The sequence below is a fragment of the Halobaculum litoreum genome (genome assembly GCF_030127125.1).
Lineage (GTDB): Archaea > Halobacteriota > Halobacteria > Halobacteriales > Haloferacaceae > Halobaculum > Halobaculum litoreum.
In genome coordinates this window covers 1674610-1695139 of the sequence record NZ_CP126156.1, presented here as the reverse complement: position 1 = coordinate 1695139, position 20530 = coordinate 1674610, and the positions used below count along the sequence as shown (strand labels likewise).

Annotated in this window: 22 protein-coding genes and 1 tRNA gene; 9 read left to right on the top strand and 14 right to left on the bottom strand. The window is 70.4% G+C overall.

The window, feature by feature from the left end; all coding sequences use genetic code 11:
* Positions 1–51 precede the first annotated feature (51 nt).
* A complete protein-coding gene (locus tag P0R35_RS09255) occupies positions 52–2244 on the bottom strand; it encodes an elongation factor EF-2 (RefSeq protein ID WP_284012213.1) in 2193 nt (730 codons plus the stop codon).
* A 164-nt stretch (positions 2245–2408) separates the two neighbouring features.
* Between P0R35_RS09255 and P0R35_RS09250 the strand changes: the two genes are divergently transcribed.
* A complete protein-coding gene (locus tag P0R35_RS09250; protein WP_284012212.1) occupies positions 2409–3176 on the top strand; it encodes a DUF5781 family protein in 768 nt (255 codons plus the stop codon).
* Between the two features lie 54 nt (positions 3177–3230).
* On the top strand, positions 3231–3737 hold the full coding sequence (locus tag P0R35_RS09245) for a hypothetical protein (protein WP_284012211.1): 507 nt from the start codon (positions 3231–3233) through the stop codon (positions 3735–3737).
* A gap of 41 nt (positions 3738–3778) precedes the next feature.
* Here P0R35_RS09245 and P0R35_RS09240 read toward each other — a convergent pair whose 3' ends face one another.
* Positions 3779–4195 (bottom strand): hypothetical protein, encoded by a 417-nt coding sequence (locus P0R35_RS09240; RefSeq protein WP_284012210.1) that lies wholly within the window; start codon positions 4193–4195, stop codon positions 3779–3781.
* A gap of 116 nt (positions 4196–4311) precedes the next feature.
* Complete coding sequence (locus P0R35_RS09235) at positions 4312–4938, bottom strand: GNAT family N-acetyltransferase (RefSeq protein WP_284012209.1); 627 nt, start codon at positions 4936–4938, stop codon at positions 4312–4314.
* A 119-nt stretch (positions 4939–5057) separates the two neighbouring features.
* Here P0R35_RS09235 and P0R35_RS09230 point away from each other — a divergent pair, with 119 nt between their 5' ends.
* From P0R35_RS09230 to P0R35_RS09210, 5 genes are all read left to right on the top strand, one after another.
* Entirely contained in the window at positions 5058–5777 is a 720-nt protein-coding gene (locus tag P0R35_RS09230; protein WP_284012208.1) for a ribulose-1,5-bisphosphate 5-phosphatase, read from the top strand.
* On the top strand, positions 5774–6436 hold the full coding sequence (locus tag P0R35_RS09225; RefSeq protein WP_284012207.1) for a ribulose-1-phosphate aldolase: 663 nt from the start codon (positions 5774–5776) through the stop codon (positions 6434–6436). The genes P0R35_RS09230 and P0R35_RS09225 overlap by 4 nt, the downstream gene beginning before the upstream one ends.
* 78 nt (positions 6437–6514) lie before the next feature.
* A complete protein-coding gene (locus tag P0R35_RS09220; RefSeq protein WP_284012206.1) occupies positions 6515–6664 on the top strand; it encodes a hypothetical protein in 150 nt (49 codons plus the stop codon).
* Between the two features lie 49 nt (positions 6665–6713).
* Positions 6714–7043, top strand: a complete 330-nt coding sequence (locus P0R35_RS09215; protein ID WP_284012205.1) for a DUF7344 domain-containing protein — start codon at positions 6714–6716, stop codon at positions 7041–7043.
* 103 nt (positions 7044–7146) lie between these two features.
* Positions 7147–7440 carry a hypothetical protein gene (locus tag P0R35_RS09210; RefSeq protein WP_284012204.1) on the top strand — a complete coding sequence of 98 codons (294 nt, stop codon included), beginning with the start codon at positions 7147–7149 and terminating at the stop codon, positions 7438–7440.
* Between the two features lie 20 nt (positions 7441–7460).
* On the opposite strand, the gene P0R35_RS09205 is transcribed toward P0R35_RS09210, so the two are convergent.
* From P0R35_RS09205 to P0R35_RS09160, 10 genes are all read right to left on the bottom strand, one after another.
* On the bottom strand, positions 7461–8183 hold the full coding sequence (locus P0R35_RS09205; RefSeq protein WP_284012203.1) for a helix-turn-helix domain-containing protein: 723 nt from the start codon (positions 8181–8183) through the stop codon (positions 7461–7463).
* Between the two features lie 126 nt (positions 8184–8309).
* Positions 8310–8948: a 30S ribosomal protein S7 gene (locus tag P0R35_RS09200; RefSeq protein ID WP_284012202.1), complete on the bottom strand. Its 639-nt coding sequence runs from the start codon at positions 8946–8948 to the stop codon at positions 8310–8312.
* A complete protein-coding gene (locus tag P0R35_RS09195; RefSeq protein ID WP_284012201.1) occupies positions 8948–9376 on the bottom strand; it encodes a 30S ribosomal protein S12 in 429 nt (142 codons plus the stop codon). The genes P0R35_RS09200 and P0R35_RS09195 overlap by 1 nt, the downstream gene beginning before the upstream one ends.
* A gap of 180 nt (positions 9377–9556) precedes the next feature.
* Positions 9557–10462 (bottom strand): mechanosensitive ion channel family protein, encoded by a 906-nt coding sequence (locus P0R35_RS09190; RefSeq protein ID WP_284012200.1) that lies wholly within the window; start codon positions 10460–10462, stop codon positions 9557–9559.
* Between the two features lie 88 nt (positions 10463–10550).
* Positions 10551–10976, bottom strand: a complete 426-nt coding sequence (locus tag P0R35_RS09185) for a NusA-like transcription termination signal-binding factor (protein ID WP_284012199.1) — start codon at positions 10974–10976, stop codon at positions 10551–10553.
* Positions 10977–10978: 2 nt separating this feature from the next.
* Positions 10979–12223, bottom strand: a complete 1245-nt coding sequence (rpoA2, locus tag P0R35_RS09180; protein ID WP_284012198.1) for a DNA-directed RNA polymerase subunit A'' — start codon at positions 12221–12223, stop codon at positions 10979–10981.
* Positions 12216–15275: a DNA-directed RNA polymerase subunit A' gene (locus P0R35_RS09175; RefSeq protein ID WP_284012197.1), complete on the bottom strand. Its 3060-nt coding sequence runs from the start codon at positions 15273–15275 to the stop codon at positions 12216–12218. Before P0R35_RS09175 ends, rpoA2 begins: the two co-directional genes overlap by 8 nt.
* A 2-nt stretch (positions 15276–15277) precedes the next feature.
* The gene (gene rpoB / locus P0R35_RS09170; RefSeq protein ID WP_284012196.1) at positions 15278–17104 is read right to left on the bottom strand and encodes a DNA-directed RNA polymerase subunit B; all 1827 of its coding nucleotides are present in this window, start codon (positions 17102–17104) and stop codon (positions 15278–15280) included.
* A gap of 3 nt (positions 17105–17107) precedes the next feature.
* Entirely contained in the window at positions 17108–18673 is a 1566-nt protein-coding gene (locus tag P0R35_RS09165) for a DNA-directed RNA polymerase subunit B'' (protein ID WP_284012195.1), read from the bottom strand.
* Entirely contained in the window at positions 18670–18900 is a 231-nt protein-coding gene (locus P0R35_RS09160) for a DNA-directed RNA polymerase subunit H (RefSeq protein WP_284012194.1), read from the bottom strand. The genes P0R35_RS09165 and P0R35_RS09160 overlap by 4 nt, the downstream gene beginning before the upstream one ends.
* Positions 18901–19188: 288 nt before the next feature.
* Here P0R35_RS09160 and P0R35_RS09155 point away from each other — a divergent pair.
* Positions 19189–19261: transfer RNA gene (locus P0R35_RS09155), tRNA-Asp, on the top strand.
* Positions 19262–19411: 150 nt separating this feature from the next.
* A complete protein-coding gene (locus tag P0R35_RS09150; RefSeq protein WP_284012193.1) occupies positions 19412–20323 on the top strand; it encodes a GAF domain-containing protein in 912 nt (303 codons plus the stop codon).
* Between the two features lie 22 nt (positions 20324–20345).
* On the opposite strand, the gene P0R35_RS09145 is transcribed toward P0R35_RS09150, so the two are convergent.
* The gene (locus P0R35_RS09145) at positions 20346–20483 is read right to left on the bottom strand and encodes a hypothetical protein (protein ID WP_284012192.1); all 138 of its coding nucleotides are present in this window, start codon (positions 20481–20483) and stop codon (positions 20346–20348) included.
* Positions 20484–20530 lie beyond the last annotated feature (47 nt).

Sequence of the window (20530 nt, the reverse complement as noted above, 5' to 3'; positions counted from 1 at the left end):
GCGAGAACGGGAGGGACCGAGAGAGAACCGGCCGGGGGCGTCCCGGCTACCTCAGATGTAGTCGATCGACTGCGGCAGTTCGAGCTTCATGCCCTTGCGCTCGCGGATCTCCATGATCTTCTCGCGCTGGAGGTTGTCGACGAGCACGCGGAAGCCCGCGTTCTCCGTGTTCCAGGAGGCGCGGCCCTCGGTGGCCGAGCGGATGTCGCTGGAGAAGCCGATCATCTCCTCGACGGGCGCGATGCCCTCGATGACCATGAGGTCGCCCTCCTGGTACATGTCGTCGACGCGGCCGCGGCGGCCCTGGATCTCGCCGGAGGCGTCGCCCATGTGCTCGCTGGGCACGTCGATGCGGACGTCCTGGATCGGCTCCAGGAGGCGCACCTCGCCGTCGATGAGCGCGCGGTGGACGGCGTCGCGGACGGCGGGGATGACCTGCGCCGGACCGCGGTGGATGGTGTCCTCGTGCAGACGGGCGTCGTGCAGGCGCAGCAGCGCGCCCTGCACGGGCTCGGCGGCGAGGGGACCGTCGTCGAGCGCCTCCTCGAGGCCCTCGATGACCAGCTCCATCGTCTCGTTGAGGTGCTGGATACCCTTCGTGTCGTCGATGAGGATGTTCGTCCCGTGGATGTGCTCCACGTTCTGGGACGTGTCCTTGTCCATGCCGGCGTCCTGCAGCGCCTCGCGGCGCTCCAGTTCGGGCATGCTCATCGAGGCCTCGCCCAGCTGGATCGTCTCGACGATGTCGTCGGCGAGCGGCTCGACGGTGATGTAGAACTTGTTGTGGCGGTTCGGCGAGACGCCCTCGACCTCCCGGGACGCCTCCTGCGGCTGCTCGCGGTAGACGACGATCGGCTCACCGGTCTGCACCGGGATGCCCTGGTTCTTCTGGATCCGCTGGGTGATGACCTCGAGGTGGAGCTCGCCCTGCCCGGAGATGAGGTGCTCGCCCGTGTCCTCGTTGATCTCCACGCGGATCGTCGGGTCCTCCTTCGCGACCTGCTGGAGCGTCTTGATGAGCTTCGGCAGGTCGTCCATCGACTTCGCCTCGACGGACTTCGTGATGACGGGCTCGGAGATGTGCTCGATCGACTCGAACGGCGTCATCTCCTTGTCGGAGACCGTGGAGCCCGCGATGGCGTCCTTCAGGCCGGTGACGGCCGCGATGTTCCCGGCGGGGACGCCGCGGTCGAGCTCCTCGCGCTCGCCGCCCATGTAGATCCCGACCGACTGGACGCGGTTCTTGCCCGCGGTGCCGGAGACGTACAGCTCCTGCCCCTTGCGGAGCGTGCCGGAGAAGACGCGACCGGTCGCGATCTCGCCGGCGTGGGGGTCCATCCCGATGTCGGTCGCCATGAACACGATGTCGCCCTCGCGGTTGACCGTCCGCATGTCCTCGGCGATGTCGGACTCGTCGTCGCCGCGCCAGATGCGCGGGATACGGAACGGCTGCGCCTTGAGCGGGTTCGGGAAGTGCTCGGCGACCATGTCGAGCACGACGTTCGACAGCGGCGTGCGCTCGTGGAGCTCCTGCCGCTTGTGGTCCTGCTCCAGCTCGATGATGTCGGCGAACGACATGCCGGTGCGCTGCATCGACGGGAGCGAGACGCCCCACTTGTACAGCGCCGAGCCGAACCCGACGGTGCCCTCCTCGACGGAGACCGTCCAGTCCTCGGTGATGTCGTCCATCTCCTCGGTCATCCCGCGGATGAGCTCGTTGACGTCGGCGATGACGTCCTGGAGGCGCTTCTGCATCTCCTCGGGCCCCTCCTGGAGCTCGGAGATGAGGCGGTCGACCTTGTTGATGAACAGCGCCGGCTTGACGCCCTCGCGCAGCGCCTGCCGAACGACCGTCTCCGTCTGGGGCATCGCGCCCTCGACGGCGTCGACCACGACGAGCGCGCCGTCGACGGCGCGCATCGCGCGGGTCACGTCGCCGCCGAAGTCGACGTGGCCCGGCGTGTCGATGAGGTTGATGAGGTGGTTCTCGTCCTCGTACTCGTGGGTCATCGAGACGTTCGCCGCGTCGATGGTGATCCCACGCTCCTGTTCGTCCTCCTCGGTGTCCATCACGAGCTGCGTCGCCTCGTCCGCGTCGGCGATCATGCCCGCGCCGGCGAGCAGGTTGTCCGTCAGTGTCGTCTTTCCGTGGTCGACGTGAGCCGCGATGGCGATGTTCCGGATCTGCTCCGGCTCGTCCATCAGCTCCTCACATTCCTGTACGATTTTCTTTCGTCGGCCCATTACCGGCCGGTATTCTCCGCCCGGTCAAAAGGGTAGTGCTTTGCCGCCGCCGAAACCGCCGAATCCGGTGGCGACACTCCGTGGTACGCCGTCTCGTGGGTCGGATCGATCGCCACCGAACCGGCACAAGAGTCAAACCGATCCACACCGTGTCAACAGTACACATGGACATCCGAGTCCGCGGCGCCGTCCCCCCGGATCCGTTCCTCGGGGCGGCGTCGCTGTTCGAGACCGAACACGACCTCTCGCTCCCAGTCGAGGTCCGCGTCCGCGAGAACCCCGAGGAGCGGACGTGGGCCGGCCACTACGACGACCGCCACGTCCTCAACATCTCCCGGAAGGCGGCGACCTCCGCGATGGCGCGCGAACTCGCGCTCCACGAACTGTCGCACATGGCTCGCTACGAGGAGCCCCACCCGTCGCACCACCAGTCGACCGACGAGGCGCTGTTCCTCGCGCTGTCGGGCGCGTCCGTCGAACGCCGGAAGGTGCTCCACTGCTACCAGATCGCGAACCACATGAAGGACGTGTACGCCGACGACCTCACGCTCTCGGTCGGCCCGGGGGAGAAGCTGGTCACGTTCTTCGAGTCCCAACTCGCCGCGGCCGTCGCCGACCGCCCGCGCGACCACCCCCACCCGGAGTCGCGGCGGCTGACGCCCGGCTCGGACCCGGACATCACGGCGGTCAACGCCGCGTTCGCGCTGGCGATGTGCGAGCGCCACGGCCTCGTCGACGAGGGCCACCGCCTCCACGACCTCGTCCACGCGGCCGCCGACGACGCGCCCGGCGTCGACGTGGCGGCGTTCACGCGGCTGTTCCGGTCGCTGGCGCGCGACCCCTCCGAGTCGGAGTACCGCAAGTCGCTCGTCGACGCCGCCCGGCTGTACGCGGTCGACTCGACGGCGGACGGCCCCGCCGCGGCCGACTGAGCGGTCGCGTCGCTCCCCGCCAGCTACTTGTCCGCCGGCTGTGAAGTCGCGCGTATGGCCCCCGCCCCCTCCGCGGAGACCGACGACGGACCCGGCCGCGCGCCGTTCGCCCCGCGAACGCTGTTCGTCGACGGATCGGTCGCCGCGTTCGTCCTCACGGGACTGTACGCGCTGTTGTACGCCGTCCCCCTCCCCCCGTTCGGCGTCCCCGGCTACCTGTTGGTCGTCGCGTTCGACCGACTCGAGCAGGCGCTCCCGGGCGCCGGCTCCGCGGCGGCGTACGACGCGGGCTTCGCCGCGTTCCTCGCCGCCCTCGCCGTCGTCGCCGCGTTCGGGGCGTCGTGGGCGCGCTCGCGCGGCGCGGTCGCGGGGCGGTCCGTCGCCGCCGGCGCGGCCGTCTCCGTCGTCGGTGCCGTCGGTGCCGCCCTCTCCGTCGGGGTCTTCCTCCCGTTCGCGGCCGGCGACTACGCGCCGCTGCTGCTCGTGAGCGCGACGAGCGTCGCTCTCCTGTTCGGCGGGCGCTACCTCGCGGTCGGCCGGTTCGGCCGTCGCCCCGCCTGAGCGACCCCGCCCGACGGGCCGGGCGCGCGGCCGGCGGCGCCTCAGCCGACGACCAGCCAGCCGCCCGCGGCCGACGCCGTCAGCGTCGCGAGGAACCCGGCGAAGACGACGGTCGCGTCGACGCGCGCCTCGCCGGACGGCCGCCACTCGATACCCGCGGCCGGGAGCCACGCGGTCGCCGCGGCGACGCCGAAGGCGAACGGCAGCAACAGCGTGAGCGTGAGGCCGAACGCGCCGGTGCCGGCCGCGCTCTCGCCCGCGACGACGACCACGGCGGCGTACGCCACCGCCAGCCCGAGGTACACGCCCGCCGGGACGAACGGGTCCTCGCCGTCGGGGCCCGAGAGCCCGTCGACGGCGCGCCGACCCGTCCGCGTCAGCAAGAACGGCGCCCCGAGGGCCGCGCTCGCCAGCACCGCGGCGACGAGGGCGACGGCCGACATCGGCGTCTGCGACACATCCGGCGGGTCGACGATGCGGTATATAGCTCTCCTGACCCGTGTATCAACGCCGAGACCGCGGGTCCGGCCGGGGGCACTCCCCCGGTCGACCGACCGGGCCCGGGGTCGACGGCTCACCCGTCGTCAGGGAACCGGACGGCGGTGCGAGCGCCGTCGGCCTCGCGCCACTCCTCGCGTGCGATCGAGAACCGGTGGTGGTCCGCCGGTTCGTCGTACCGCCCCGCGTGGTTGCGAAGCAGCCCCTCGTAGCGCCCGCCGTGGCGGTCGACGTAGCGCTCCACCGCCCGGTACGATCGGTCGTTGTCGCCGTGGATCGGCACCGCCGCGACGCCGACGTCGAGCCGGTCGAACGCGACCCTCAGGAGCGCGTCGGCCCGCTCCCCCGAGTAGCGTCGCCCCCAGAAGGGCTTCCGCAGCCAGATCGCCGGCAACGCGAGGTCCTCGTCCCACCGACAGATCAGGCCCGCCGTCCCGGCGAACTCGCCGGCGCCGTCCTCGCCCTCCCGCGGCCGGATCGCCCACTCGGCGCGCTCGCGCTCCGCCCACTGTCGCTCGAACGCGGCGATCCGGTCCTCGGCGTCCCGGAGCGTCGCCAGCGGGGACCACGGGAGGTACTCGGTCTCCTCGTCGACGGTCGGGCTGCGGTCGGACGCGGCCTCGTACAGCGTCCGCGGGTCGACACGGTCGCGTGTGAGCCGTTCGAGCCGCAGGCGGTCCGTCTCGATGGTGTCGGGGAACACGTCCGCGGGTGTCGCGGCCGGCCCAAAGCCGTTGTCCCGGTTCGCGACCCGACCCCACGCTCCCCCGTTGCGCCGGCCCGGACGCCAACACCTATGCGGGGGCGTCCCGACCGGCCGGCATGACCGTCGACGCCGTGTTGTTCGACCTGGACGACACCCTCTACCCCTACGACCCGTGCAACGAGGCCGGCAGACGCGCCGCCTTCGAGACGTACCGCGACCGCGGGGGCGGTCTCGACGCCGACGCGTTCGAGGCGCGCCGCGCCCGCGCCCGCGCCGCGACCAAACGCGAGGTGCCCGCGACCGCCAGCAGCCACAACCGCCACATCTACTACGCGCGCGTCGTCGCCGACCTCCCCGGCCCGTTCGACGCCGGACTCGCGCGCGCCCTCGGCGACGCCTACTGGGACGCGTACCTCGACGAGATGCGGCCGTTCGACGACGCGCTCGACACGCTCGCGACGCTCCGCGAGGCCAACGTCGACGTGGCGGTCGTGACGAACCTCACGACCCGAGTGCAACTGCGGAAGCTCGCGCGCCTCGGCGTCGACCGTCACCTCGACGCGCTCGTCACCAGCGAGGAGGTCGGCCGCGAGAAGCCCGCCGCGCCCGTGTTCACGACGGCGCTCGCGCGCCTCGACCGCACGCCCTCCGAGGCGCTCGTCGTCGGCAACTCCCCCCGCAACGACATCGAGGGCGGCAACGCGCTCGGCATGGAGACGGCGCTGTTCAACGGCCCCGCGGACGCCACCGGCGGCGCCGGCGGCGACCCGGCGGGGCTCCGGACGCCCGACCACCGCCTCGACTCGCTGGCCGCCGTGACGGAGGTGGCGCTGTGACCGACCCCGCCCCCGGCGCGCGACCCGGCGTCCTGCGCGAGGCGCGCGAGGCGGTCGTCGACCACGCCCCGGCGCTCGCTCGACTGACGCCCGGCCGGACGGGCAACCTCAGCGTCCGCGACGGCGACCGCTTCGCCGTCACGCCCACCGGCGTCGCCTACGACGCGTTCGGGGTCGCGGACGTGCCGGTCGTCGACCTCGACGGCGAGCGCGTCGCCGGCCGGATGAAACCCTCCAGCGAGGTGCCGATGCACCGCCACATCTACCGCGGCTACGGCTCGGAGGCGATCGTCCACACCCACTCGCCGTGGGCGACGACGATGGCCGTGCTCCACCAGGAACTGCCGCCGATCCACTACATGATCGTCGCGGTCGGCAAGCGCGTCCCGGTCGCCGAGTACGCCCCGTACGGCACCGAGGCGCTGGCCGCGAACGTCGTCGCCGCGATGGAGGAGGCGGAGGCGACGGCGTCGTTCATCGAGAACCACGGCCTCGTGGTCACAGCCGGCGATATCGAGACGGCGCTGGAGCACACCACCCACGTCGAGGACCTCTCGCGGCTGTACCTCCAGTCGTCGGCGGTCGGGGAGCCGACGGAGCTCCCCGAGGCGGAACTCGACACCGCCATCGAGCAGTTCGAGGGGTACGGTCAGGACTGAGGCGGCCTCGGGGCCGACCGTTCCACGGCGCGCGAATCGTCGCCGAGGCTCATGGGTCCGGGCGTGGAATCCCCCGACATGCCGCCCGCGAGCGTCATCACCTGCGACGGCTGCGGCTTCGAGGCACCGACCGGCGACGACGCGTGGGAGCGCGTCGCCGACCCCACGCTCGGGACGCTCACGCGCTGTCCCGCGTGCGGCAGCACCGACGTCCACAACCGCGGGTGAGCGCGCCGCCCCGAAACGACAAAGTGGAATAGCGTGTAAACTCGGTATCATGTACGGGGATCGAAACGACTCGCCGCCCGGATACGATACGTGGTTCGAACTCCTCGCCGACGGCTTCCGTCGGCGGGTCCTGTTCGAGCTGTCGGATCGGTCCGCCGCTCCCTCCACGGTCACCGTCCCGGACGACGTGGTCCGCGAGGGCGAAGACGCCGAGACGGTACACCTCCACCTCAGTCACATCCACCTCCCGAAGCTCGCCGCCGCGGGCGTCATCGAGTGGGAGCCCGGATCGGGGACGGTCACCGCCGCCGAGGCGTTCGAGCAACTGCGCCCGCTCCTGCGGGCGGTCCGTGCACTCGAGGGGTTCGAGGGCGACTGACCCGATCGCGGTCGGGCGGCGGTCGGCGGGGGTGGGGGCGAGGACGACCTTCGCTTGGTGGACCAAGCAGTAGTGGTATGGCCGGACGGACCGTACGCGGCGCATGCGAGACGAGTGGTTCGGGCTGCTGGCGGACGGGTTCAGGCGCGACGTCCTCTTCGAGCTGCTCCGCCGCGGGGCGACGGCGTCGACGCCGGTGCCGGAGCGGTCGGTCGCCGCCTCCGACGCCGACCGCCTACGGCTGCGCCACGTCGACCTCCCGAAGCTCGCCGCGGCGGGCGTCGTCGACTGGGACGAGCGGACGGCGACGGTCGCGTGGGGCCCGAGCTTCGAGGAGTTCAGGCCGCTCCTCGAGGCCGTCCGGGCGGCGGACGACCCCGAACGCCGGCGTGCGTGACCCGCCCGGCGGCGGCGCGCTCACGGCGCGGCTCCCGACCCCGGCCCCGTCCCCGGTTCCGGGTCGTGCCCCACACCGTCGTCCGGCGGTCCGTCGGTCGTGACGGTGAGCACCGTGTGCTCGGTGAGCGAGACGATCGCCCGCCGTAGTCGCTCGGTCACTGCTTGATCGGAGACGCCGAACTCCTCGCCCAGCTCCCGCGTCGAGATGCGCCGCGGGATGGCGTAGTACCCCTCCCGCACGGCCGCCGAGAGGGTTCGCCGTTGTGCCTCGGTCAGGCCGTACCACGCGCTGCCGTCGAGCTTCGCGGGGTTGTACACCCGGCCCACGTCGAGCGGGATGCCCGCCTCCTGACACCGCGTCCGGAACCGGCCGAGCGCGTCGTGGCTCGGGAACCGGAGTTCGAACTCCCACGTCGCCGCCGTCGCGCCGGCGTTCAACACGGTGGCTTCGACCTCCCTGACGGCGGCGAACAGCCGGTCGGCGCCCGAGTCCCACGCGAGTTCGTACAGCGTGCGTCCCTCCCGCGACCCCACCCGGCGCACCGACGACACCGTCCCGTGGCGCGCCACCGCGGCCTCGAACGGCGCGGAGCCCCCGTCGTCGACCCAGAAGAACGGCACCGCGAGTTCGCCGAGCGGCACCATCGTCTCGAGGGCGACGGCGGCGTCGCCCGCCCGGCGGAGGATGCGTCCGAGTTCGAACGCGTCCGCGGGGACGCGCAGGTGGACGATGACGGTCATACGGTCCCGGAGGCGCGGCGACCGGATATACCGGACCCCTGCGCGCCGGCCACGCGGTCGCGTTCGGCGCGGCCGCGGCTGTGCGGGTGAGAACGGGGAGCGCCCACGAGGGGCGTGCCGGCGCCCTCAGCGGGCGGCGGCGGCGACGCGCTCGGTCTCCTCCTTCTGGGAGATCGAGTACGTCTGGACGTCGTAGCGGGCGGCGCCGATGAGCTGGTCCGCGAGCGCGTCGGCGGCGCTGGTCGTCGACTTGTAGCTGGAGCCCTGCACGCCCTGCGCGATGAACTTCAGGGACTGGTCGACGCGGCGCTGGGGCGCGACGTCGACGGCCTTCGGCACGGAGATCCCGCCGTACTTCAGGCGGACGGTCTCCTCGCGCGGCGCGGCGTTCTCGACGGCCTCGACGAGCGTCTGCACCGGGTTCTCATCGGTGCGCGAGTGGACGATGTCGAAGGCGTCGCGCACGATGCGCTGGGCCTGCTGCTTCTTGCCCGTGTTCTCCTCGGTCTGCATCAGGCGGTTGATGAGCCGCTCGACGAGCGAGACCTCGGACTTCTGGAACTGCTTGGAGGCGTGCCGGCCCATCGTGTGGGCGATGGGGGTCACGTTCATGTACTTCCGGGTGGACGGGTCGGAGTACTCGATCTCCGACACGTCCCACACGCCGAACAGGAGGGCGTTCTCGACGGCCTCCTCGGAGTCGGCGGGGGCGTCGGGGTCCGGTGCCTCGGCCTCGGCGTCGGCGTCTTGGTCTGCGTCGCTCATTATCGGACGGGCTTCTCCGCGTTGCCGCGGACGAGTTCGATCATCGAGACGCCGTTCACCTTCTCCACCTTGAAGTTGACAGCCGAGAGGTCGCCCATCGCGCGACCCTTCGCGCCGCCGATCCCCGCGATGGTGACCTCGTCGTGCTCGTCGATGAACGAGATCGCGCCGTCGCCGGGACAGAAGGCGGTGACCTGCTTGCCGTTCTTGATCAGCTGGACCCGGACGCACTTCCGGATCGCCGAGTTCGGCTGCTTCGCCTCGATACCGACCTTCTCCAGCACGATCCCGCGCGCCTGGGGGGCGCCCTCGAGGGGGTCGGACTTCTCGGACAGACCGCGTTCGCGTCGCGCGTACTCCGAGTCGGACCACCGCCGCTTCTGGCGGTCCTTCTTGAGCTTCCGCGCGGCGTATTTGCCGTTGGCCATCGTACTCCTGCGTTTTCTGTGGAGCTACGTAAGGGTTCCCTTTCGCGAACGGCGAGACGGCGTGAGAACGGAGTAGCGGTACCTCTCGCGGGATCTGAGGCGGTCTCGCGGATCGAGCGACGCCCGGAGCGAACGGGAGGGCGCCGATTCGGCCCGCTGCGCCCGTCGTTCGGGGCGGCCTCACTCCGGCCGCTCGGCCGCCTCACGCGGGGAGCCCTCGACGGTGACGCCGACGTCCCCAGTGAGTTCCCGCCCGGAGGGCGGCCCGAGCGTGATCCCGGCGTCGGCGAACGCGTCCATCACCCGGTCGCGAAACCGCGAGCGCACCCCGACGAGGTCGCCCCCGGCGGGGTCGTTCACGAGGAACTCCGCGCGCAGCGCCACCGTCCCCTCGGCGAGGTCGGCCACGCGGGCCACCGGCGCCGGGTCGGCGAGCGTCCGCGGCTCCGCCTCGGCGGCCTCGACGAGCAGCTCCCGCGCCCGGTCGACGTCGTCGTCGTACGCGAGGCGGACCGTCTCGGTCACGCGGAAGCGGTCGCGGCCGAACGGCCGGGTGATGGCGTTGCTCGTCAACTCGGTGTTCGGCACCGTCACCGTCTCGTAGTCGACCGTCCGGATCCGGGTGACGCGGAAGTCGACGGCCTCGACGGTGCCCTCGCCGCCGGGCCAGCGGATCCAGTCGCCGACGTTGAAGTCCGGGTCCGCGACGAGGAACAGCCCGCTCACGAGCGACCCGAGCACGTCGCGCCCGGCGGTGCCCACGGCGAACGTCAGCGCCGCGATCAGCAGCGCGGAGTCGGCGAACACCGCGCCGTAGCCGGCGGCGATCACCCCCGCGACGAGCGCGACCCCGGCCAACGCCACCGCGAGGTACGTCTCCGTCGCCGACTGGACGGTCGGGTTGTTGCGGTTGCGGGCGCGGACCGCGCGGACCGCCAGCGGGAACACGGTGGCACGGGCGAGGAGGTACACCGCGAGCGTGACCCCGAGGAACACGACCACGTCGAGCAGTTCGCCGCTGGAGTCGCGCAGCGCCGCCGGGATCGGAACGGGCGGGAGCCCCGACTGTGCGAGGAACAGGAGCACGCTCGCGTCGACTCGGGCGCGGTGGAAGAGCGTGACGGCGGGGCGGTCGGCCGCGACCGGCTCCCGTCCGTCGACCGTCGACGGCGGCCTACGCCAGTTGGACGTCGTCGACGTCGAAGTGCCGCTTGGCGAGCGTCCGGGCGGTCTCGATGTTGCGCCCGCCGGCGCCGATGGCGACGCCGCGGTCGGCCTCGACCACCTCGACGTACGCGACCGTGTCGCCCTGCCGGCTCACCGTCACGCCGCGCACCGCCGCCGGCGCGAGCGCGTTGGCGACGAACGCCTCGGGCGTGTCGGCGTCCTCGACCAGTTCGACGTCCGCGCCGAGGCGGTCCTCGACGCGGTCGACGGTCCGGCCGCCCGGACCGATCGCGTCGGCCATCTCCCCCGCGGGCACGAGGAAGACGAGTCGGTCGCCCCCCTCGAACACGAGGCAGTCGACCGGCGCGACGCCGACGAGGTCGTCGAACGCGCCGATGTAGCGGCGCGCCTCGTCGGTGATCTCGACGCGCACCGTCAGTCGTCCGCGGAGGTGGTGTCGGGCGCCGACCCCATCCGCAGGTCCACGTCGCCGGTGCCGATGGCGACCGGCTTGCCGACGATGACGTTCTCGATGACGCCGTTGAGGTCGTCCTTCTCGCCGTGGATCGCCGCGTCCAGCAGGTGGTTCACGGTCACCTCGAACGCCGCCCGCGCGAGCACGGACTCCTTCGACCCGGAGATGCCGTGGCGGCCGATGGACTCGACGGTGCCGCGGTTCGTCATGATGTCCGCCACGAGCATCAGGTGGCGGATGTTCACGTCGTCGAGCCCCTGCTCCTCCAGCGTCTCCATCGTCTCGTTGATGATGGTCTCGCGGGCCGCCTCGATGCCGAGGGTGCGGTGGATCTCGTGGATGTTGTTACACGTCGTGCGCGAGGCGTCGACGCCCTCGATCTCGAGGGCGTCGGCGAACGCCGACCCCTCGGTGTAGAGGACGTACTCCTCGTCGCCGGAGTCGACCTCCTCCTTCCGGATGACGACGCGGCTGACCTCCTCGATCCCCTTGAACACGATCTCGCGGAGCTGTTCGACCAACTGGAGCAGCTGGCGGTAGCTGGGCTCCTCGGGGCCGAACTCGATGGTCGTCCCCGTCAGGACCGTCTCGACGCCCAGCGAGTCCTGCACGATGTCCGAGACGACGCCCGCGACCTCCGTCGCGTCGTCGTACGTCGGCCACCGCTCCAGCAGCGTCTCCTCGTTGAGGTCGACGGTCACGCGCATGTCAGCGACGTTCGTGGACACGTCGCCCAGCGCGAGCACCTTCGTCGCCTCCAACTGCCAGACGACCTCGTGGGCCTTCTCGCGGTCGGTGGCGTGCTCCTCGTCGAGGTGGACGATCATGATCGGCGTGTCCGGGGTCTTGCGGGCGTCCACCAGCTCGATGAGCCGGGGGAGCCCCTGGGTCACGTCCATCTCCGCGACGCCCGCGTAGTGGAACGTGTTCATCGTCATCTGCGTCCCCGGCTCCCCGATCGACTGCGCCGACACCGTCCCGACGGGGTCGAGCGGGTCGACGCGGGTGTCGAGGTAGCGCGACTCGGCGGCCTGTGCGATCTCGTTGGCCTGCTCGGTCGTCACGCCGCCGCGGGCGTCGACGTTCTCGTAGATCTCGTCCCGCAGCCGCCGCGGCAGCTCGGTGTCCTCGACGACGAGGGCGATGTCCTCGGTCACCTGCTCGTGGCGGTCGACGAAGCGGTCGACTGAGCCGCCGTCAGTCATCGCTCACCCCCACGCCGCCCGCCTTGTCAAGGCCGGGGCCGGCGTACTCCGAGAGGTTCGTGGGCGCCTCGCGGCGGCCGAGGAACCGTTCCTTCTCCTCCTCGGAGCCGAACTCGGCGTCGACGATGCGGTCGGTGATGGAGCCGATGTCGATGGCGGACTCCTCGTTGGAGGACACCTTCACCGGCGAGGTGCCGTCCTCGCCGAACTCGAACTGGACGATGGTGCCGGAGGTGTCCCGCACCGTGCCGTCGTACTGCGCCTCCAGTTCGGACAGGGCGTTGATGAGCCGGCGCTGCAGGTAGCCGGACTTCGAGGTCCGGACCGCCGTGTCGACCAGCCCCTCGCGGCCGCCCATCGCGTGGAAGAAGAACTCCTCCGGCGTCAGGCCGGAGCGGTAGGAGTTCTCCACGAACCCGTGGGCCTCCGCCGAGAGGTCGTCGGCCTCGTAGTGGGCGAGCGTACGGTCCTCGTAGCCGCGGTTGATGCGCTCGCCGCGAACCGCCTGCTGACCGACGCAGCCGGTCATCTGGGTCAGGTTCAGCATCGACCCACGCGCGCCGGAGCGCGCCATGATGACCGCGGGGTTGTCGTCTTCGAAGTGGTCCTCGGCGATCTCGCCCGCGGAGTCGCGGGCCTTGCCGAGCGTCTGCATGATCTTCATCTCAAGCGTCTCGTCGATGGTGCGGCCGGGCAGGCTCTCGAGGTCGCCCGCCTCGTACGTCGAGATGAGTTCCTGGACGCGCTCGTACGCCGAGTCGATCGCCTCGTCGACCTGCTCGGTCGCCTCCGGCGGGATGGACTCGTCGTCGATCCCCAGCGAGAACCCGAAGTGCATGATGGCGCGCATCGCCAGCGACGCCACCTCGTTGATGAACACGCGGGCGCGCGTCTCGGAGTACACCTTCGTGAGCGTGTCGACGACCTCGCCGCCGAACGCGCCGACGGCGTCCTCGTCGATGGTGCCCTCGATCAGCTGGCCGTTCTCGATGATCACCGTGTCGCCCGTGGAGGACGTGAACTCGAGGCTCAGGTCGTCGGGCAGCAGCTCCGAGAAGACGGTGCGGCCGGTCCAGATCTCGCGGCCGGCCTCGTTGGTGCCGTCCGGCTCGGGCAGCTCGTCGACCGAGGTCGCACGCAGCAGGTCCAGCGCCTGCGTCTCGGTGAACTCGGGGTTCTCGTGGGTGAGCAGGTACGTCCCCGAGATGTGGTCCTGGATGGCGCCGATGATGTTCTCGCCGAAGCGCGGCGAGAGGATCTGCTCTTGCACCCGCATGAGGACGCGCGCCTCCGCGCGGGCCTCCTCGTTCTGGAGCGCGTGCATGTTCATCTCGTCGCCGTCGAAGTCCGCGTTGTACGGCGGGCAGACGACGGTGTTGAGCCGGAACGTCTTGTACGGCATGACCACGACCTCGTGGGCCATGATCGACATCCGGTGCAGCGAGGGCTGCCGGTTGAAGATCACGATGTCGCCGTCGACGAGGTGGCGGTTCACCTCCCAGCCGGGCTCGACCTTCTCGGCGAGCTCCTCGCAGTTCTTCTCGGTCACCTTCAGCCGGCGGCCGTCGGGCCGCTTCACGTAGTTGGCGCCGGGGTGGGCCTCGGGCCCGTTGCGGACGTACTGGCGGGCGCGGTCGATGTTGCGCTCGGAGACGTTCATCGTCTGGGTCATCTCCTCGGCGACCCGTTCGGGCACGCCGACCTCGTTCAGCGAGAGCGTCGGGTCCGGCGAGATGACGGTCCGCGCGGAGAAGTTCACGCGCTTCCCGGACAGCGAGCCGCGGAAGCGACCCTCCTTGCCCTTGAGGCGCTGGGACAGCGTCTTGAGGGGGCGGCCGGAACGGTGGCGCGCCGGCGGCGTGCCCGAGATCTCGTTGTCGATGAACGTGGTGACGTGGTACTGGAGCAGCTCCCACAGGTCCTCGATGATGAGCTGCGGGGCACCCGCCTCACGATTTTCCATGAACCGCTGGTTGATGCGGATGATGTCGACCAGCTTGTGGGTCAGGTCGTCCTCGGAGCGCTGGCCGTTGTCCAGCGTGATCGAGGGCCGGGTCGTGACCGGCGGCACCGGCAGCACGGTCAGGATCATCCACTCGGGGCGGGACTTCTGCGGGTGGATGCCGAGCGCCTCGAGGTCCTCGTCCGGGATGTCCTCGAACCAGTCGCGGATGTCGCTCGGCATGAGCTTGTCCAGGCTGGTGTCGATGAGGCGCTCGTCGTTACCGACGTTGAGGACGCGCTCGATGTGCTTGAGCAGCGTCGCGTCCCGGCGGTCGGGGCGCGTGCGGCCGCGGATGCCCTCGCCGGACATCAGCGACTGGATGTCGGCCGCCTCGACGGTCTCGACCTCGGGGTTGTCCGCGCGGCTCCCCATCGTGTCGTCGAGCCGGTCGCGCTCCTTGCGGAGCCGCTCGTTCACCTGCTCGGCCAGCTCCTCGGGCTTGACGACCTCCTCCTCGCCCTCCATCGCCGACGACAGGCGACGGTGGAGGTCCGACTGCGGCACCTCCAGTTCCTCGTAGTAGGTGGTCGGCTTCTCGTGTTTGATGTCGTACTGCGTCGTCGGCACCTCGCCCAGGTACGGGTCGGTGCTGGTACAGTAGCTACACTCGGAGCTCTTGCGGGCCTGCCGGACGGCCGCCTTCAGCACGTCCGTCGGGTCGCCGCCGAGGTCCTTCGTGCGCTGGAGCTTCTCCTCGAACTCCGCCTTCTCCTCGTCGCTGAGCGCGAGGCGGCCGCAGTTGCGGCACGTCGCGCGCAGCAGGCGGCGGATGAGCTTCGTGAAGCCGACGTGGATGACGGGCGCGGCCAGCTCGATGTGGCCGAAGTGGCCGTTACACGACCCCGAGTGCTTGCCGCAGGTGCGGCACTCCAGTCCGGGGTCGATGACGCCCAGCCGCGGGTCCATCAGCCCCATGTCGATGGGGTAGCCGTCGTCGTCGTACGTGTCCGCGGTGATGACCTTCGTCGCGGACATGTCCCGATACGTCTCCGGGTCCATCAGCCCGAAGTTGATGCCGCCGATCTCTTTGGGTGTCTGACCTGCCATTGTTAGACTGCGTCCTCCAGTTCCAGGGTCGGTCGAATGCCGAGCGCCTTCATCTCGTCGAGCAGCAGCTTGAACGCGTAGCTGATCTCGATCTCGTGGATGTCGTCCTCGTCGCCCGTGATGGGGTCGTAGATCCGACGCTGCTCCACGTCCTCAACCGCGACCATCCCCGTCTCCTCGGAGATGTACACCTTCTCCTTGTCCGAGGAGTCGAGGAGGCGCTCCTTCAGCGCCATCGCGGCGCCGTGTCCGATGAGCACCTCGCGCTCCATCTCCCCGACGCGGAGGCCACCCTCGCGGGCGCGCCCCTCGGTCGGCTGGCGGGTGAGCACCTGCACCGGCCCGCGCGAGCGGGCGTGCAGTTTGTTGCTCACCATGTGGTACAGCTTGTGGTAGAAGATGGTCCCGACGAAGATCTCCGCCTCGATCTTCTCGCCGGTGACGCCCGAGTACATGACCTCCTTCCCGGAGGACCGGTACCCGTGCTCCTCCAGCGACGAGCGGAGTTCGTCCTCGTTCTCGCCCTGGAACGCCGTCCCGTCGACGCGGCGGCCCTCCAGCGAGCCGACCTTGCCGCCGAGCATCTCCAGGACGTGGCCCACCGTCATGCGCGACGGGAGCGCGTGCGGGTTGAGCACCAGGTCGGGCACGAGGCCGTCCTCGGTGAACGGCATGTCCTCCTGCGGGGCCAGGTGGCCCACGACGCCCTTCTGGCCGTGGCGCGACGCGAACTTGTCCCCGAGTTCGGGGATCCGCTGGTCGCGCACGGACACCTTCGACAGCTTGGAGCCGTCCTCGCCCTCCATCAGCGTGACCGTGTCGACGACGCCGGACTCCCCGGAGCGCATCGTCACACTGGTCTCGCGCCGCTTCTGGGGGGAGAGGCCGCCCATGTCGTCCGGCTCCTCGAGGAACCGGGGCGGGCTCGTCTTCCCGAGCAGGACGGAGTTCTCGTCCACCTTCGTCTCGGGGTTGACGAGGCCGTCCTCGTCGAGGTGCGTGTACGCGTCCTCCCCGCGGGCGCCGCGCACGTCCTGCGACGGGATCTCGAAGCGGTCCTCCTGGCCGCCGGGGTAGCGGCGCTCCTCGCCCTCGTACGTGCGGAAGAAGTGCGAGCGCGACATCGCGCGGTCGACGCTCCCCTTGTTCATGACGAGCGCGTCCTCGATGTTGAACCCCTCGTAGGACATGACCGCGACGACGAAGTTCTGCGCCGCGGGGCGCTCGTCGAACCCGATCTGCTCGGTGGTCTGGGTCTTGACCATCGACAGCTGCGGGTAGTGCAGGAGGTGCTGGCGCGTGTCCGGCCGGATGCGGTAGTTGGCCGACGGCAGCCCGAGCGACTGCTTCATCATCCCCGCGCCCATCGTGATGCGCGGCGAGGCGTTGTGCTCGGGGTACGGGATCATCCCCGCGCCGATCCCGAAGATGAGCTGGGGGTCGATCTCCAGGTGGGTGGTGCGGGCGTTGACGTCCTCCTCGTCGGTCGCGACGTAGATGTCCTCCTCCTCCTCGGCGTCGATGAACTCGACGATGCCGTGTTCGACGAGGTCGTCGAACTCGATCTCGCCGTCCTCGAGCGCGTCGATCGTCTCGTCGTCGAGGAGCGGCTCCCCGTTCTCCACGACGATGAGCGGCCGCCGCGCGCGGCCGGCGTCGGCGTTGACGATGACCTCGTTCGTGCGGTCCTTGACCGAGACGTTCACCATGTCCGAGACGTCGCCGCGGCGGCGCGCCTCGCGGATCTGTGCGGCGAGCTGGTTCGGGTCCGGGTGGGTCCCGACCAGGCTGCCGTTGACGTAGACTTTCGCTTCTCGTGTGCTTGCCATGTGTTAGTCGTCCGCGGATGCGCGGTCAACGCCCTCGATGCCGGGGATCCCCTCGACACCCATGGACGCGAGTTCTCGCTTCAGTCCCTGTTCGTCCTCGATGTTCTGGGAGAGCTCCATCGCCTGCGCGAAGTTCTTCACCAGCCCACAGTTCGGGCCCTCGGGGGTCTCCGAGGGACAGATGCGACCCCACTGGGTCGCGTGCAGGTCGCGCGCCTCGAAGTGCGGCTGCGACCGCGACAGCGGCGAGCGGAGGCGACGCAGGTGCGACAGGACGCCCATGTAGTCCGTCCGGTCGACGAGCTGGGAGACGCCCGAGCGGCCGCCCACCCAGTTCCCCGTCGCGATCGGGTGTTCGAGGCGCTCGGTCAGCACGTCGGAGCGGACCACCGTGTTGACGGTGAGCTGCCGGTTGCGCATGTTGGCGCGCTCGAGCTGGTACTTCACGTCGCGCGCCAGCTTGTTGAGCGCCGTCCGGAACAGGTCCGTCATCAGGTCGCCGGAGACCTTGAGGCGCTTGTTGGCGTAGTGGTCCTTGTCGTCGGACTCGCGGCGCTGGAGCGCGAGTTCGAAGCACGCCTCCGCCATCCGGCAGAGGTAGTACGCCTTGTTGATGCGGACGTCCTCCTCGTCGACGCCCTCCTCGTGGAGGTGCGGCAGGAGGTAGCGGTCGATGACGTAGTTGGCCCGCTTCAGTTGGTAGTTCTTCCCCTGCCCGGAGGCGACGCGCTCGCCGAGGGTCTCGATGGCCTCCTCCTCGGTCTGGACCGACGCCTCCTCCAGGTTCTCCAGCATGAACTTCACGATCTCCGGGTCGTCGGAGACGCGGTGGACGATCTCCTCGTCGGACTCCAGCCCGAGCGCGCGCACGAGCGTGACGAAGTCGACGGAGCCGGACACCGAGGGGAACGAGACCTCGAGCAGCCCCTCGCGGTTGCGCTCACAGAGGACGAGCGCGCGGTAGCCGCGGCGCTGGGAGAACGTCTTGGCGACCTGGATCTCGTCGCCGTACTTCGAGTCGTACTCGGCGAGGATCTTGTTGGGCGCGAGGTCCTCGCTGGTCATGAGCACGCGCTCGGAGCCGTTGACGATGAAGTAGCCGCCGGGGTCGACGGGGTCCTCGCCGATCTCGACGAGTTCGTCGTCCGAGAAGCCGGAGATGTTGCACTTGTTGGAGCCGACCATGATCGGCATGCGGCCGACCTTCGTCTCCGTCTGGTCGACGACGGTCTCGGGCTCCTCCTCGCCGCCGCGGATGATCTTCATCTCCATGAAGACCGGGGCGGCGTAGGTGATGTTGCGGAGGCGCGCCTCCTGCGGGTAGAGCAGTTCCTCGGAGCCGTCGGCCTCGCGGACGCGGGGGGTCGTCATCCGCACGTCGCCGAGCTCGACGTAGACGGGCTCTTGGCCCTCCTTGTCGCCGATGTCCGTCTCGATGGTCTCCTTCTCGTCGACCACGCGCTGCATGCCGCGGTCGAGGAAGTTGTTGAACGAGCGGAAGTGGTGCTCCGCCAGTCGCTCCTGGGAGAAGTACTGTCGCGAGACGGCGCGTCGCTTCTCTCGGTTCATTCTACCACCAGTCGGTAGACGATCGCCGTGTCTGTCGTTCGGGAGTCCCGTTCGATCCGGATCACGTCGCCGGGTTCGGCGTCGCTGGGGAGCGCCGGGTCGGCGTGTTTGATCTTGGGGAGATCGGTGCGTTTGACGTCGAAGTCCGCGAGCACCTCCTCGACCGCGTCGTCGTCGTCGAGGAGCGTGTGCTCGGGCACGAGTTCGTGTTCGCTTACGTTTACCATGGCTGGATGAGGTTCGTAGTCGCGCGCGGCCGTGTTTGGGGAGAAGTCTTCACGAGATACTACGGCGGTCTATTCGACCCGTCCACATAACGCTTGTCAAACGCCGTGGGTACCGGTTGCTGGCCGCCCCACCGCCTGCAACGGTTCCACCGTTACGGCGGACACGTATGAACGTTACGGCGCACGGTATCGCGGGACACGGCGGCCCCGGATGAGAAGCCTTAATTATCTACCCGGGATACGATGAGATGCGCAGAGGCGAGGTGGAAACCCGCCGACGCGATGCACGCCCGGATGGTGTAGTGGCCCATCATACGACCCTGTCACGGTCGTGACGCGGGTTCAAATCCCGCTCCGGGCGCTTTCTGTTGCGACCGACCGCCGAGCCGCGGCCGTCGCGGCACACGGTTCCGGTCGCCCGCTCCCTCCGTCGCCACGGGCGGGTCCGGCGGCGGTCGTCCGGCGATCCGGCCAACAACCTCTTACGTCCCGCTGGCCCCCGGTGAGACGGATGACCGACCACCGACTCCTCCACGTGGACGCCGACGCCGACCGCCGCGATCGGGTCGCGGCCCGGCTGGCGGACGACGGGCCGTTCGTGACGGACCCGGAGCCGTGCGGGGAGGCGGCGGTCGACACGCTCGGCCACGAGTCGTACGACGGGCTCGTCGTCGGCCACCCGCTGCCCGACGGGACGGCGTCGTTCCTCGGCGTCGTCCGCGGGGGGTACCCCGACCTGCCCGTCGTCACGTACGGCGACGCCGACGCGTTCGACGCCCGGACGGTGCGCGCGCTGTTTCGCGCCGGCGCCACCGACCACCTCCCCGTCGCGGGGGCGGACGACCACGCGGCGCTCGCCGCCCGGCTGGAGACGGCGGTCGAGGCGTACCACGAGCGCCAGCGGAAGGACCGCGGGGCCGCGACCCTCCGACGGCTCGGCGACGCGATCGCCGGCGCGCCGACCGACGTGGACGCGGCGATCGACGGGGTGCTGGAGGCGGTTCGCGACACCTACGAGGTGGACTACGCCGGCTTGGCGCGGATCCGCGACGACGAGTTCCGGTTCGTGGCCGGCCGCGGTACGGCGACCCTGTGCGAGTCGCTGGCCGAGACGGTGCCGCTCGAGAACACGTACTGTGAGACCACCGTCGCCGAGGGGCGCACCGTCGCCTCGAACGCCGACGGGGGCATCGCCGACCGCGGCCGGCCCGCCATCGGCCGGCGGCTCGGGCTCCAGTGTTACCTCGGCACCCCGGTGTCCGTCGACGGCGACCTGTTCGGTACGCTGTGTGTCGTCGACCGGTCGCGCAGGCGGGGGTTCGCGGGCTGGGAGCGCACCGGGATCGAGGTGGCGGCACGCTGGATCGCCCGGGAACTCGAACACGACCGCGAGAAGGCACGACTCCGCCGGGAGCGCGACTGACGGGCGCCCTCGGGACGGCGCGTCAGGTGACGACGAGCACCAGTCCCACGAGGAACCCGGTCGCCATCACCAGCAGCAACACGACGAACAGCCCGAGCACCGGCTTCTCCACGGCGCCGGCGACGAGCCGTTCGCCGACCGACCGACCGTCGGCGCTCACTGGCGAGTCACGTCCATGGCCGCCGTTGGCGACGCCGAGAGTTAAAC

Excerpts from the sequence above, each read along its gene's own strand:
- P0R35_RS09255 (WP_284012213.1), bottom strand. The coding sequence starts at position 2,244 with ATGGGCCGACGAAAGAAAATCGTACAGGAATGTGAGGAGCTGATGGAC.
- P0R35_RS09250 (WP_284012212.1), top strand. The coding sequence starts at position 2,409 with ATGGACATCCGAGTCCGCGGCGCCGTCCCCCCGGATCCGTTCCTCGGG.
- P0R35_RS09245 (WP_284012211.1), top strand. The coding sequence starts at position 3,231 with ATGGCCCCCGCCCCCTCCGCGGAGACCGACGACGGACCCGGCCGCGCG.
- P0R35_RS09230 (WP_284012208.1), top strand. The coding sequence starts at position 5,058 with ATGACCGTCGACGCCGTGTTGTTCGACCTGGACGACACCCTCTACCCC.
- P0R35_RS09220 (WP_284012206.1), top strand. The coding sequence starts at position 6,515 with ATGCCGCCCGCGAGCGTCATCACCTGCGACGGCTGCGGCTTCGAGGCA.
- P0R35_RS09215 (WP_284012205.1), top strand. The coding sequence starts at position 6,714 with ATGTACGGGGATCGAAACGACTCGCCGCCCGGATACGATACGTGGTTC.
- P0R35_RS09210 (WP_284012204.1), top strand. The coding sequence starts at position 7,147 with ATGCGAGACGAGTGGTTCGGGCTGCTGGCGGACGGGTTCAGGCGCGAC.
- P0R35_RS09205 (WP_284012203.1), bottom strand. The coding sequence starts at position 8,183 with ATGACCGTCATCGTCCACCTGCGCGTCCCCGCGGACGCGTTCGAACTC.
- P0R35_RS09200 (WP_284012202.1), bottom strand. The coding sequence starts at position 8,948 with ATGAGCGACGCAGACCAAGACGCCGACGCCGAGGCCGAGGCACCGGAC.
- P0R35_RS09195 (WP_284012201.1), bottom strand. The coding sequence starts at position 9,376 with ATGGCCAACGGCAAATACGCCGCGCGGAAGCTCAAGAAGGACCGCCAG.
- rpoA2 (WP_284012198.1), bottom strand. The coding sequence starts at position 12,223 with ATGACTGACGGCGGCTCAGTCGACCGCTTCGTCGACCGCCACGAGCAG.
- P0R35_RS09175 (WP_284012197.1), bottom strand. The coding sequence starts at position 15,275 with ATGGCAGGTCAGACACCCAAAGAGATCGGCGGCATCAACTTCGGGCTG.
- rpoB (WP_284012196.1), bottom strand. The coding sequence starts at position 17,104 with ATGGCAAGCACACGAGAAGCGAAAGTCTACGTCAACGGCAGCCTGGTC.
- P0R35_RS09165 (WP_284012195.1), bottom strand. The coding sequence starts at position 18,673 with ATGAACCGAGAGAAGCGACGCGCCGTCTCGCGACAGTACTTCTCCCAG.
- P0R35_RS09160 (WP_284012194.1), bottom strand. The coding sequence starts at position 18,900 with ATGGTAAACGTAAGCGAACACGAACTCGTGCCCGAGCACACGCTCCTC.
- P0R35_RS09150 (WP_284012193.1), top strand. The coding sequence starts at position 19,412 with ATGACCGACCACCGACTCCTCCACGTGGACGCCGACGCCGACCGCCGC.